11 protein-coding genes and 1 tRNA gene are annotated in these 11,937 nt (G+C 66.4%); 11 read left to right on the plus strand and 1 reads right to left on the minus strand.

The window, feature by feature from the left end:
- The first annotated feature begins 14 nt into the window (after positions 1 to 14).
- The 7 genes from VRZ77_RS02420 (at position 15) to VRZ77_RS02450 (ending at position 6,984) form a co-directional block, all read left to right on the plus strand.
- Positions 15 to 1,655 (plus strand): ABC transporter substrate-binding protein, encoded by a 1,641-nt coding sequence (locus VRZ77_RS02420; protein ID WP_414591122.1) that lies wholly within the window; start codon positions 15 to 17, stop codon positions 1,653 to 1,655.
- A gap of 15 nt (positions 1,656 to 1,670) precedes the next feature.
- A complete protein-coding gene (locus VRZ77_RS02425) occupies positions 1,671 to 2,744 on the plus strand; it encodes an ABC transporter permease (protein WP_414591123.1) in 1,074 nt (357 codons plus the stop codon).
- Complete coding sequence (locus tag VRZ77_RS02430) at positions 2,741 to 3,673, plus strand: ABC transporter permease (protein ID WP_414591124.1); 933 nt, start codon at positions 2,741 to 2,743, stop codon at positions 3,671 to 3,673. Before VRZ77_RS02425 ends, VRZ77_RS02430 begins: the two co-directional genes overlap by 4 nt.
- Positions 3,670 to 4,503, plus strand: a complete 834-nt coding sequence (locus tag VRZ77_RS02435; RefSeq protein ID WP_414591125.1) for an ABC transporter ATP-binding protein — start codon at positions 3,670 to 3,672, stop codon at positions 4,501 to 4,503. Before VRZ77_RS02430 ends, VRZ77_RS02435 begins: the two co-directional genes overlap by 4 nt.
- Entirely contained in the window at positions 4,500 to 5,285 is a 786-nt protein-coding gene (locus VRZ77_RS02440; protein WP_414591126.1) for an ABC transporter ATP-binding protein, read from the plus strand. Before VRZ77_RS02435 ends, VRZ77_RS02440 begins: the two co-directional genes overlap by 4 nt.
- Positions 5,275 to 6,660 (plus strand): amidase, encoded by a 1,386-nt coding sequence (locus VRZ77_RS02445; protein WP_414591127.1) that lies wholly within the window; start codon positions 5,275 to 5,277, stop codon positions 6,658 to 6,660. Before VRZ77_RS02440 ends, VRZ77_RS02445 begins: the two co-directional genes overlap by 11 nt.
- 247 nt (positions 6,661 to 6,907) lie before the next feature.
- Positions 6,908 to 6,984, plus strand: a tRNA-Arg gene (locus tag VRZ77_RS02450).
- 217 nt (positions 6,985 to 7,201) lie between these two features.
- Here the strand turns inward: VRZ77_RS02450 and VRZ77_RS02455 are convergent.
- A complete protein-coding gene (locus VRZ77_RS02455) occupies positions 7,202 to 7,510 on the minus strand; it encodes a hypothetical protein (RefSeq protein WP_414591128.1) in 309 nt (102 codons plus the stop codon).
- Between the two features lie 193 nt (positions 7,511 to 7,703).
- Between VRZ77_RS02455 and VRZ77_RS02460 the strand changes: the two genes are divergently transcribed.
- The 4 genes from VRZ77_RS02460 (at position 7,704) to VRZ77_RS02475 (ending at position 11,856) form a co-directional block, all read left to right on the plus strand.
- Positions 7,704 to 8,744 carry a 3-hydroxyacyl-CoA dehydrogenase gene (locus tag VRZ77_RS02460; RefSeq protein WP_414591129.1) on the plus strand — a complete coding sequence of 347 codons (1,041 nt, stop codon included), beginning with the start codon at positions 7,704 to 7,706 and terminating at the stop codon, positions 8,742 to 8,744.
- Positions 8,741 to 9,475 (plus strand): FCD domain-containing protein, encoded by a 735-nt coding sequence (locus VRZ77_RS02465; RefSeq protein ID WP_414591130.1) that lies wholly within the window; start codon positions 8,741 to 8,743, stop codon positions 9,473 to 9,475. The genes VRZ77_RS02460 and VRZ77_RS02465 overlap by 4 nt, the downstream gene beginning before the upstream one ends.
- A 43-nt stretch (positions 9,476 to 9,518) precedes the next feature.
- Positions 9,519 to 10,781: a 3-oxo-tetronate kinase gene (otnK, locus tag VRZ77_RS02470; RefSeq protein ID WP_414591131.1), complete on the plus strand. Its 1,263-nt coding sequence runs from the start codon at positions 9,519 to 9,521 to the stop codon at positions 10,779 to 10,781.
- 118 nt (positions 10,782 to 10,899) lie between these two features.
- A complete protein-coding gene (locus tag VRZ77_RS02475; RefSeq protein WP_414591132.1) occupies positions 10,900 to 11,856 on the plus strand; it encodes a TRAP transporter substrate-binding protein in 957 nt (318 codons plus the stop codon).
- The last annotated feature ends 81 nt before the right edge of the window (positions 11,857 to 11,937 follow it).

Below are 11,937 nucleotides of genomic sequence, written 5' to 3' on the forward strand. Positions count from 1 at the left end.
CAGGGAGACGGGTCATGATCGTGCAGCGACTTCCGCGTTTCGGCCTCCATGCGCTGGGCGCCGCCCTGTGCCTCGCTCTCAGTTACGGCACGCCAGCGCTGGCCAAGACGCCAGCGGACACGCTGGTCGAGGGCTTTGCCATCGACGACATCATCTCCATGGACCCGGCGGAATCCTTCGAGCTGACCGCCGGCGAGGTGCTGGGCAATGTCTATTCCTCGCTGGTGCGGCTCGACCTCGACGACACCTCGAAGGTGGTGGGCGAGCTGGCAGAAAGCTGGACCGTCTCCGATGACGGGCTGACCTTCACCTTCAAGCTGAAGCCCGGCCTCGTCTTCGCCTCCGGCAATCCGCTCACCGCCGACGATCTCGCCTGGTCGTTCGAGCGCATGGTGAAGCTCGACAAGAGCCCGGCCTTCCTGCTCAATCAGTTCGGCCTCACCGGCGAGAACGTGACGCAGAAGGTGAAGGCGCTCGACCCCTCGACGCTGGCGATCACCGTCGACCAGCCCTATGCGCCGAGCTTCGTGCTCAACGTGATGGCGGCGAGCCCGATTTCGGCGGTCGATCGCAAGCTGGTGGAGCCGAATATCAAGACGGCGCCGGTCAGCGACACCAACAAATATGGCAGCGATTTCGGCAATGGCTGGCTGAAGACCAATTCCGCCGGCTCCGGTCCGTTCAAGCTGCGGCAGTGGCGGGCCAACGAGGCCGTGGTGCTGGACCGCAACGACAAATATTTCGGCCCGCAGGCCAAGCTCGCCCGCGTGGTCTATCGCCACATGAAGGAGAGCGCCGGCCAGCGCCTCGCGCTTGAGGCCGGGGACATCGACGTCGCGCGCAATCTGGAGCCGGGCGACCTCACCGCGGTGCTCGCCAACCCGAAGCTTGCCGTGGTCACCAAGCCCAAGGGCACGGTCTATTACATCAGCTTCAACCAGAAGAACCCGAACCTCGCCAAGCCCGAGGTGCGCGAGGCGCTCAAATATCTCATCGACTACGACGCGATCGGCGCCACGCTGATCAAGGGCATTGGCGAGGTGCACCAGACCTTCCTGCCGGAAGGCGTGCTCGGCGCACTCGATGCCAAACCGTACAAGCTCGACGTCGAGAAGGCCAAGGAACTGCTGGCGAGCGCCGGCCTCAAGGACGGCTTTACCGTCACCATCGACGTGCGCAACACCCAGCCCGTGACCGGCATCGCCGAAGCGTTCCAGCAGAGCGCGGCCAAGGCGGGGGTGAAGGTCGAGATCATTCCCGGTGACGGCAAGCAGACGCTGACCAAGTACCGCGCCCGCAACCACGACATGTATATCGGCCAGTGGGGCTCGGATTACTGGGATCCCAACTCCAACGCCGAGACCTTCACCGCCAACCCGGACAATTCCGACGCCGGCAAGATCAAGACGCTGGCGTGGCGCAATGCGTGGGATGTGCCGGAACTCACCGCCCGCACCCGCGCCGCCCTGCTGGAGAAGGATGCCGAGAATCGGGCGCAGCTCTATCGCGAGCTGCAGAAGGATGTGCTGGAGACCGGCCCCTATGCGCTGATCTTCCAGCAGACCGAAGTCGCGGGCATTGGCGGCAATGTCGAGGGGCTTCGGCTCGGCCCGACCTTCGACACCAATTATGTCGGCCCCGTATCCAAGAAGTGAGCGGGAGCCGGTTCGATGAGCACGACGGTCGCCGCCGCCTCACGAACCGGCTCCCGCCCGGCCGCTCGGCTGTGGCGGCCGCTGCTCGGTCTGATCCGCTTTGCCGCCGTGGTCGCCACCACCTTCCTCGGCCTGCTGGCGGTCACCTTCTTCATCGGCCGGGTGATCCCGGTCGATCCGGTGCTGGCGGTGCTGGGCGACCGGGCGCCGGCCTCGGCCATGGAGCGGGTGCGCGAGGAGATGGGCCTCAATCTGCCGCTCTGGCAGCAATTCGTGCTGTATGTGCGGCAGGCGTTTTCCGGTGATTTCGGCACCTCGGTGCTGACCACCAACGCGGTGATGGACGACATCCGCCGGGTGTTCCCCGCCACCATCGAGCTCGCGACGCTCGGCACGCTGATCGGCACCGGGCTCGGCGTCCCGCTCGGCGTGCTGGCGGCGGTGAAGCGCGGCAGTCTCACCGACCAGATCGTGCGCGTCATCGGGCTTGTCGGCTATTCGGTGCCGATCTTCTGGCTGGCGCTGCTGTCGCTGCTGATCTTCTACGCCCGGCTCGGATGGGTGGCCTATCCCGGGCGGATCGGCGTCGCCTTCGAGTACAGCTTCACCTCGACCACCGGGCTTTATCTGCTGGATGCGCTGTGGCAGGGCGAGTGGGAAGTGGCGTGGGACGTGTTCCGCCACATCATCCTGCCGGCTTCGCTGCTCGGCTATTTCTCGCTGGCCTATATCAGCCGCATGACCCGCAGTTTCATGCTCAACGAGCTGGGGCAGGAATACATCGTCGCCGCCCGCGCCAAGGGCCTGTCGGAGGCGCGCATCATCTGGTGCCACGCCCTGCGCAACGCGGCGGTGCCGCTGGTGACGGTGATCGCCTTGTCCTACGCCAATCTGCTGGAAGGCTCGGTGCTGACGGAGACCGTGTTCTCCTGGCCCGGCCTCGGGCTTTACATCACCAACTCGCTCCAGAACGCCGACATGAACGCGGTGCTGGGCGGGACGCTGGTGATCGGCGCGACCTTCATCGGCATCAACCTGTTGTCCGACCTGCTGTACCGGCTGCTCGACCCGAGGACGCACGCACGATGAGCGAGGCCGGAATCGGAAGCGGGCAGGGGACCCGCGCATGGCTGCTCTCGGAATATCCGGCCTCGCGGATGCGGGCGCGGCTGGGGCGGGCCTATGCGACCTGGCTGCGCTTCGCCGTCAACCGGCTGGCGGTGGTGGGGCTCGCGATCCTGATCGCTCTGGTTCTGGTGGCGACGTTTGCCGGGGTCCTTGCGCCACATTCGCCCTATGCCGGCGATCTTGCCGGCGCGCGGCTGCTGCCGCCACTCTCGCCCGGCCATCTGCTCGGCACTGACGATCAGGGTCGCGACATTCTCTCCCGGCTTATTCACGGCTCCCGGCTGACGCTTGCCGTGGTGCTCATGGTCGCCGTGCTCACCGCTCCGGTCGGCCTGCTGGTCGGCACGGTCGCGGGCTATGCCGGCGGCATCATCGATACGGTGCTGATGCGCGTTACCGACATCTTCCTGGCCTTTCCCAAGCTGGTGCTGGCGCTGGCGCTGGTCGCCGCGCTCGGGCCGGGCATTGAGAACGCGGTGATCGCCATCGCCATCACCTCCTGGCCGCCTTATGCCCGCATGGCGCGGGCCGAGACGCTGGCGGTGCGCCATGCCGACTATATCGACGCGATCCGGCTGATGGGCGCCTCGCCGCTGCGCATCGTGCTGCGCCATGTCATGCCGATGTGCCTGTCCTCGCTGATCGTGCGGGTGACGCTCGACATGGCCGGTATCATCCTGATTGCGGCCGGCCTCGGCTTTCTGGGTCTCGGCGCCCAGCCGCCGGCGCCGGAATGGGGCGCGATGATCGCCTCGGGGCGGCGCTTCATCCTGGATCAATGGTGGGTGGCGACCATGCCGGGCATGGCGATCCTGACCGTGAGCCTCGGTTTCAACCTGGTCGGCGATGGCCTGCGCGACGCGCTCGACCCGCGCGAGGCCGAGCGATGACCCCGATGCTGACGGTCGAGGATCTCGCCATCTCCTTCGCCACCCGCACCGGCCGTGTCGAGGCGGTGCGCGGCGTCTCGTTCACGCTCGGGCGCGAGCGGCTCGGCATCGTCGGCGAGAGCGGCTCGGGCAAGTCGCTGACCGGGCGCGCCATCATGGGGCTGACGCCGCCAAGCGCGGACGTGACCGCCCGGCGGCTGGCCTTCGACGGCATCGACCTGCTGACCGCGCCGCCGGCACAGCGCCGTGCGTTGCGCGGTGCGCGGCTCTCCATGGTGCTCCAGGACCCGAAATATTCGCTCGATCCGGTGATGAGCCTCGGCCGGCAGATCGTCGAGACGCTGAGGACCCATGAGCGGGTGTCCCGCCGCGAGGCGCGGGAGCGGGCGCTCGACATGCTGGCGGCGGTGCAGATCGAGAACCCGGCCCGGGTGTTCGACCTTTATCCGCATGAGGTGTCCGGCGGCATGGGCCAGCGGGCCATGATCGCCATGATGCTGATCGCCAATCCCGAGCTAATGATCGCCGACGAGCCGACCTCGGCGCTCGACGTCACGGTGCAGCTTGAGGTGTTGGGCATTCTCGACCGGCTGGTGACCGATCGCGGCATGGGGCTGATCTTTATCTCGCACGATCTGCGCCTCGTCTCCTCGTTCTGCGACCGGGTGCTGGTGATGTATGCCGGGCGTGTGGTCGAGGAGATCGCCGCCGCCGAACTTGCCCATGCACGTCACCCCTATACGCGCGGGTTACTGGCCTGCGTGCCGGTGCCCGGCCATGACCGGCATCCGCTGCCGGTGCTCGACCGCCGGCCGGAGTGGCGGCTATGACCGACGCCGTGCCGGCTCTCTCGCTTGCCGGGGTGAACGTTGCCTATGACGGCTATCGCGCGCTGGCGGATGTCAGCCTGAACGTCGCCGCCGGCGAGGCGTTCGGGCTGGTCGGGGAATCCGGTTCCGGCAAGTCGACCCTGCTGCGCGCCATCGCCGGCCTCGCGCCCGTCTCCGCCGGCACGCTGCGGGTCGAGGGCGAGACGCTGACCGGCCGTCGGCGGGGCAGGGCGTTCCATGCCCGCGTGCAGATGGTGTTCCAGGACCCTTATGGCTCTCTGCATCCGCGCCAGACGGTCGACCGGCAATTGCTGGAACCGCTCGCGATCCACGGTGTCGATGCCACCGGCCCGCGCATCCTGCGCGCGCTGGACGAGGTGGGGCTCGGCGCCGGCTTCCGCTTCCGCTACCCGCACCAGCTTTCCGGCGGCCAGCGCCAGCGTGTCGCCATCGCCCGCGCTCTCATCCTCGAACCCGCGATCCTGCTGCTGGACGAACCGACCTCGGCGCTCGACGCCTCGGTGCAGGCGGAAGTGCTGAACCTGCTGGAGCAGGTGAGGGCGGAGCGGGGCCTGACCTATCTGCTGGTGAGCCACGATCTCGGCGTCATCATCCATATGTGCGGCAGGCTCGCGGTGATGCGCGGCGGGCGCATCGTCGAACAGCTTTCGGCCGACGCGCTGGTCGCCGGGCGGATCGACACCGACTATACGCGGGCGCTAATGGCGGCGAGCGTGGGATTCCGGCGGGAGGGCGAGGTGCATGGACAGTATGGCAACTGACACGGGCGGCCTCGACGCCGTGGCAACAGCCGCGCTGATCCGATCCGGGGCGCTGTCCAGCGTCGAGGCGGTGCGCGCCAACCTCGCGCGCATCGATCGCCTCGATCCGACGCTGCACGCCTTCGTGCTGCGGCTCGACGCGCGCGCCCTCGCCATGGCCGCCGATCGCGACGCCGAAAGCGCCGCCGGCCGGCGCCGCGGGCCCCTCCACGGCGTGCCGGTGGCGGTGAAGGACCTGTTCGATATCGAGGGCTATCGCACGGGCTCCGGCTCGCGCTGCTTTCCCGATCACGTCGCGCGGATGACCGCGACCGCCGTGCGCCGGCTGGAAGCGGCGGGCGCCGTCGTCGTCGGCAAGACCCATACGGTGGAGTTTGCCTTTGGCGGCTGGGGCACCAATCCGGTGCTCGGCGCGCCGCGTAATCCGTTCGACCCCGCCGTGCACCGCGCGCCCGGCGGTTCCAGCAGCGGCTCGGCCGTGGCGGTGGCGAGCGGCATGGTGCCGCTGGCGCTGGCGACCGACACCGGCGGTTCGGTGCGCATTCCGGCCGCCTTTTGCGGCCTGTTCGGCCACAAGTCGACGCCGGGCCTGATCGGGCGCGGCGGCATGCGCTTCCTCTCGCGCTCGCATGACAGCATCGGCGCGCTGGCCCGCAGCGTGCGCGACCTGCGCATGGCAATCACGCTGCTCGCTGGGCCGGAGCCCGACGATGAGGCCAGCCACGACGCGCCCGCCGACCTGTTCGCGGCGACAAGCGCCCCGGGCGCGTTCCGGCTCGCGACCTTCGAAGACCCCGCCTTCGCCAGGCTAGACGGAGAGGTGCGCACCGCCTTCGAGGCGACGCTGGCGCAATTGGGCAAGCGCTTCGGCGAGGTCGCGCGGATTGCGCCACCAGCGCCGATGGAGACGTTGTGCGAGAAGGCGGGCCGCCTGATGTCGGCGGAAAGCTACGCGACGCTTCATGAGGTGACTGAGGATCCGGCCACGGATATCGCCCCGGAAATCCGCGCGCGGATCAATCTCGGCCGCGAGGTGACGGACAGCGAGATCGCCGGGCTTCATGAGCTGAAGCGGGTATGGAGGGCGCGCTTCGCCGAGGCCTTCGCGCCTTTCGTGCTGGTGATGCCGGGCATGCCGATCCTGCCGCCGCGCCTCGCCGAGATTGACCAGGCCAACATGGCTCTGAGCATTTTCGGGCGCTACGTCAACATGCTGGACCTGTGCGCGGTCTCGGTGCCGGTCGGCCTCTCTCGCGACGGCCTGCCGATCGGCGTGCAGCTCATCGGCCGCCCCTTCGCCGATGCCCGCCTGCTCGATCTGGCCGAGACGCTGGAAGGCGAAGGCCTCGCCGCCTTCCGTCCGCCGCCTATCTGACACACGGCAATATGGTTTGGGGTTATGGGTGGTCTGCGGCAAGCTGACGGTGGCGTGGCTGTATCGGCCATGTTTGCTCAAGGTATGTGTTTGTTTAAGCGATGAATTTTCCTGAGAACGACGTGTGGGCAAGGGCGGGGGCATGCGTCGAGAATCCGGGTCGTCCGGAGCTCAGTTCGAAGGTTTGGCCAAAACCGCATGAGGGCCATTGACCCCCGCGGCCCAATCGGGCTAGGCAGATGCCGCTGCACCCGTAGCTCAGCTGGATAGAGCGCTGCCCTCCGAAGGCAGAGGTCGCACGTTCGAATCGTGCCGGGTGCGCCACTTCGGTACAAAACTGCGAACGCCGTTCGCCGCCGAGCCTACGCTTGATGCGGCAGCCAGCGTGCGCAGAAGGTCCGACTTGTTCCCCATCAACCAAATCTCCGACTTGCTCACCACCTCAACGCGATGAGCGAGCGCCCGAGGGTGATCGCGGTGATACTCGCCGGTCTCGGTACGCAGCTTGGCGCGGGCGACCTCGGAGAAGTGCTTCAGGCTCTCAGCTTGGCCTCGGCCTCCGTCGCACGCTTGTTGAGCTCGGTGATGTGGCTGCGCCGCCGCTCGACAAGCTTTTCAAGAAGTACGGAAAGGCGCTCGGCATCGAGAATGCGTCGCTCCAGATGATCGATGACAGCTCGGTCGAGCCGCGCGGACCGGCGATCACGATGCGGCAGCCAATCGGTGGGCGTGAGCCGTTCCAACAGCCCTGACCGGCATTTTCCTTCATCGCCCGCAGGGTGAGCTGAGCATTCTCCTTGGACTGATACTCGTCGAACAGCGTCATGATCCGGCGCATCATGACGCTCATAGGATCGTCGCCGAGGTCTTGACGCAGCTCTCTCGACTGCCAACCAGCGCTCTCAGCGGGTGCATCGCCGCCTCCATAAATTCGGCAGACACCTTCCCCTTCTGTGCGTCGGTCCCCTTCGGAAGGCCAAGGACCAAACACGCGCGCCAAAAAGCTAGGAATTCGGACCGAGCAACAAGGCTCGCAGGATAGGTTGACGATCAGGCTATCAACCTGTCATACCAGTACAGATGACAATGCGGCGGCAACAAAGTTCGCGACGGACCCCATTTGGGGCGCGCATCAGGGATTGGTTGCCGTGATCACCTGGGATGGCGAGAGGGCTAAGAGAATGAAGATTGCGATCGTCGGTTGCGGTGTGGTGGGGTCGTCTTGGTCGCTGGTCTTTGCTCGCGCAGGGCACGATCTGGTCATTTACGATCGCACGCCTGCAGCGGCTGAGGCAGCTGTGGCGTTCGTTGCCAATGCTGACCCTGCGCTCTCCAAGCGCTGTCGCATTGCATCGAGCCTCGCCGATGCGCTGGAGGCCGCCGACTATGTGCAGGAAAGCGCTCCGGAGCGGCTGCCGATCAAGCTGGCGCTGTATCAGGAGATGGACGCGCTGCTGTCGCCGACCACGATCGTTGCCAGCTCGACCTCCGGCTTCCCCGCCTCCGCCTTCACCGAGGGACTGAAGAACAGCGCCCGCTGCCTCGTCGCCCATCCGATCAACCCGCCGCATCTCATCCCGCTGGTGGAGTTGATCCCGGCGCCCTGGACCGCGACCGAGACGCTGGACTTCACCCGCGATCTCATGCGCAGCCTTGGCCAAAGCCCCATCACCCTGACCCGCGAAATCAACGGCTTCGTGGTCAACCGTCTACAAAGCGCGCTTCTGGGCGAAGCCTTCCGGCTGGTCGAGGACGGCATCTGCACACCGGCCGATGTCGACGCGGCCGTAGCCGACGGTCTGGGCCTGCGCTGGTGCTTCATGGGGCCCTTCGCCACCATCGACCTGAATGCCGCCAACGGCGTCGCGGAATATTGCGCCAACCTCGGCCCGATGTATTACGGGCTCGCCAAGGAACAGGCTGACCCGCGCGAGTGGACGCCCGATCTGGTCTCGGCCATCGAAGCGAAGATGCGCGCCAAGGTGCCGTCCGAGGACCTGCCCGCCCGGCGCAAATGGCGTGACGGCTTCCTCGCGGCCATCGTCGCGGCCAAGCGCGACATCACCGGGAAGTTCGGCGCATGAGTGGCTTCGGGACGCCCGCCCATCTGCGCCGCGACCGCTTGTCGGACAAGATCGCGAAGGACATCCAGGACCGGGTGCTGTCAGGCGAACTGACGGTCGGCGATCGGCTGCCTTCGGAACGCGATCTGATGGCGCATTACGGTGTCGGACGACCCGCCGTGCGCGAGGCCCTGCTCTGGTTGAACAAGACCGGCATGCTGTCGGTGTCGAACGGCGACCGCACGCGCGTCACCGAGCCCGACCCGCGGGACATGCTGCAGCTTCTGTCCGGCGCGGCAAAGATGCTGGTTGCCCGCGCCGAAGGCATCCGCCAGTTCCAGAAGACCCGCATTTTCGTCGAGGTCGCCCTCGCCCGGGAGGCCGCGCGGCTGGCAACGGACGATGATATCGCCGATCTGGAAGCTGTGCTGCTGCGCAACGAGAGCTGCGCCGACGATATCCCGGCGTTCTCCGCGACCGACGATGCCTTCCACCATCGCATTGCCCTCATCGCCGAGGATCCATTGCTTGATGCGCTTTATCACGTCGTTCTGGAGTTGCTCGAAGAGCAGCGCCGGACGTCGCTCAGTCATCCCGAATCGCTGGGCAAAGCCCAGGCGGCGCATCGCCGTATCTTCGAGGCTATCCGCGATCACGATGCCGATCGCGCGGAGGCCGCCATGCGCGATCATCTCGAGACGGTGATCCACACCTATTGGGGCATTCGCGAGCAAGCCTCGTCCTCGCCCTGATTTGCCGTCTCCAGCACCCGCCTATTCTGTAAAGGTTACGACGATGCTTCTCGGCTGCATTGGTGACGACTTCACCGGCTCCAGCGATCTGGCCAACACCCTGTCGAAGCAGGGCATGCGGGTCACGCAATTCTCCGGCGTGCCGACGACCAACGCCGATTCCTCGGTCGAAGCCGGTGTGGTGGCGTTGAAGTCGCGCAGCATTCCGGCGAAGGATGCAATCGCCCAGTCGTTGCAGGCACTGGAATGGCTGAAGGCGCAGGGCTGCACGCAGTTTCTGTTCAAATACTGCTCGACCTTCGACAGCACGGCCGAGGGCAATATCGGCCCGGTGGCAGCGGCGCTCGCCGAAGCGCTGGGCGCCCGCAAGGTCGTGGTCTGCCCGGCATTTCCGGGAGCGGGTCGCACCATCTATCAGGGCCATCTGTTCGTCCATGACCGGCTGCTGAACGAGAGCGGCATGGAGCACCACCCGCTCAACCCGATGACCGATGCCGACATCCGCCGCTGGCTGGCGCTGCAGACCGACATGGCGGTCGGGCATGTCGGCTTCAGTGCCGTCCGCAGGGGCACCGCCGCGATCACGGAGGCGCTGACGCGCGCCGATGCCGAAGGCGCCCGGCTGATCGTGGTGGACGCGCTTTCCGACGACGACCTGATGGCCATCGGCACGGCACTGGACGGCCTTCCCCTGCTGACCGGCGGTTCGGGCATCGCGATGGGACTGCCCGCCAATTTCCGCCGTCAGGGTCTACTGTCGGGCGAAGGCAGCAGCTGGCAGGGCGTCGACGGCAAATGCATCGTGCTCTCGGGCTCGTGCTCAAGCGCGACCCGAGGCCAGGTCGCGACGCATCGTGCCTCCGGCCTGCCGATGCGCGAGATCACGGCGGACGATGCCGTCGCCAACCGGCTTGACGCGCAGGAGATCGCCGACTGGGCCATGGCGCAAACCGATCGGCCGCTGGTGTTCTCCTCCGCAGATCCGGAGAGCGTTCGGGTGGCGCAGGACACCTATGGCCGCGAGAGGGTCGCGGCGGCCATCGAGCAGCTCTTCGCCGGCATCGCCCGGGCTGTCGTCGCTGGCGGCGTCGGGCGCCTCGTCGTGGCCGGGGGGGAAACCTCCGGCGCCGTGGTCGAGGGCCTCAGCCTGACCTCGCTGGAGATCGGGCCGGAAATCGCACCCGGTGCCCCGGCGCTGCGCAGCACCCCGCCGGGCGGCCGCCCGCTCGCCCTGGCGCTGAAATCCGGAAATTTCGGGGGCCCGAACTTCTTCGCGGAAGCCGACGCCATTCTGCGCGGCATCTGAACTCGACGTCTGCGGATGGCGCTAATTGCTGCCGTAGAGCACAAAACAGAAGACTTAAGGAGGATACAACATGTTGAATTTATTCACGAAAACACTCAAGCCGGCGTTTGTCTCGGCGGTGGCGGCTCTGGCCATCGCGTCGGCGCCGACCCTGGGCGTTGCCCAGGAAGTGTTGAACCTCAAGCTCGGACACATCCAGTCCGAGCAGGATTTGTGGCAGTTCGGCGCTCAGACGTTCAAGGAAGAGCTGGAAAAGCGCTCTAACGGCAAGATCACACTGACCATCTATCCAAACTCGACGCTGGGCGGTGACCGCGACCTAGTCGAGGGCATGCAGATGGGCACGGTGGACTTCGGCCTGATCGCCGGCGTTCTGGGCAATTTCGATCCCTCGATCCAGCTGCTTGAACTGCCCTACCTGTTCAAGTCGCAGGAAGAGTTCGACAAGGTCGTGAAGGGCCCGCTCGGCGCGGAAATCACCGCCGGCGTGCTCAAGAGCGCCAATGTCCGCATTCTCGACTGGTGGGAGCGTGGCTCGCGCCAGGTTACGTCGAACAAGCCGATCAACGGCATCGCCGATCTAAAAGGCCTGAAGATACGCGTTCCGGAAATTCCGGCCATGGTCACGACCTGGCGCGCGATCGGCGCGAACCCGACGCCGATGGCCTGGAGCGAGGTCTATACCGGCCTCGAGCAGAACGTAATCGAGGCGCAGGAAAACCCGATCCCGTTCATCTTCGGCGGCCGTATCAACGAAGTTCAGAAGTATCTGGCCTTCACCAACCACAAATATGAGTACGTGACGCTGGCCATGAGCGAACTGCGCTGGAGCCAGCTTACCCCCGAGCAGCAGAAGATCATCGTTGAGGCCGCGAATGCCGCGACCAAGGCCGAGAACGAGGCCGTCCGCAGCAAGACCGGCGAGATGCTGAAGACGATGCAGGATGCGGGGCTTCAGGTCACCAATCCAGACACCGCACCGATCGCGGCGGCAGCGGTGTCGGCCCACAAGGCGTTTGCCGAGAAGGTAAACGTCGATCTCTACAATCGCATCAACAAAGAGCTGGGCCGGTAACAGCGCCCAAACATTCGGCACAGCCGGCTACACGCCCGGGACGGAAGGAGCGCACGCTCCACCGACCCGGGCGACAAGTGT

Source organism: Ancylobacter sp. G4_0304, from assembly GCF_047501495.1.
Taxonomy (GTDB): domain Bacteria; phylum Pseudomonadota; class Alphaproteobacteria; order Rhizobiales; family Xanthobacteraceae; genus Ancylobacter.

Coding starts and splice junctions, on each gene's coding strand:
- VRZ77_RS02420 (WP_414591122.1), top strand. CDS start 15: ATGATCGTGCAGCGACTTCCGCGTTTCGGCCTCCATGCGCTGGGCGCC.
- VRZ77_RS02425 (WP_414591123.1), top strand. CDS start 1,671: ATGAGCACGACGGTCGCCGCCGCCTCACGAACCGGCTCCCGCCCGGCC.
- VRZ77_RS02430 (WP_414591124.1), top strand. CDS start 2,741: ATGAGCGAGGCCGGAATCGGAAGCGGGCAGGGGACCCGCGCATGGCTG.
- VRZ77_RS02435 (WP_414591125.1), top strand. CDS start 3,670: ATGACCCCGATGCTGACGGTCGAGGATCTCGCCATCTCCTTCGCCACC.
- VRZ77_RS02440 (WP_414591126.1), top strand. CDS start 4,500: ATGACCGACGCCGTGCCGGCTCTCTCGCTTGCCGGGGTGAACGTTGCC.
- VRZ77_RS02445 (WP_414591127.1), top strand. CDS start 5,275: ATGGCAACTGACACGGGCGGCCTCGACGCCGTGGCAACAGCCGCGCTG.
- VRZ77_RS02455 (WP_414591128.1), bottom strand. CDS start 7,510: ATGAGCGTCATGATGCGCCGGATCATGACGCTGTTCGACGAGTATCAG.
- VRZ77_RS02465 (WP_414591130.1), top strand. CDS start 8,741: ATGAGTGGCTTCGGGACGCCCGCCCATCTGCGCCGCGACCGCTTGTCG.
- otnK (WP_414591131.1), top strand. CDS start 9,519: ATGCTTCTCGGCTGCATTGGTGACGACTTCACCGGCTCCAGCGATCTG.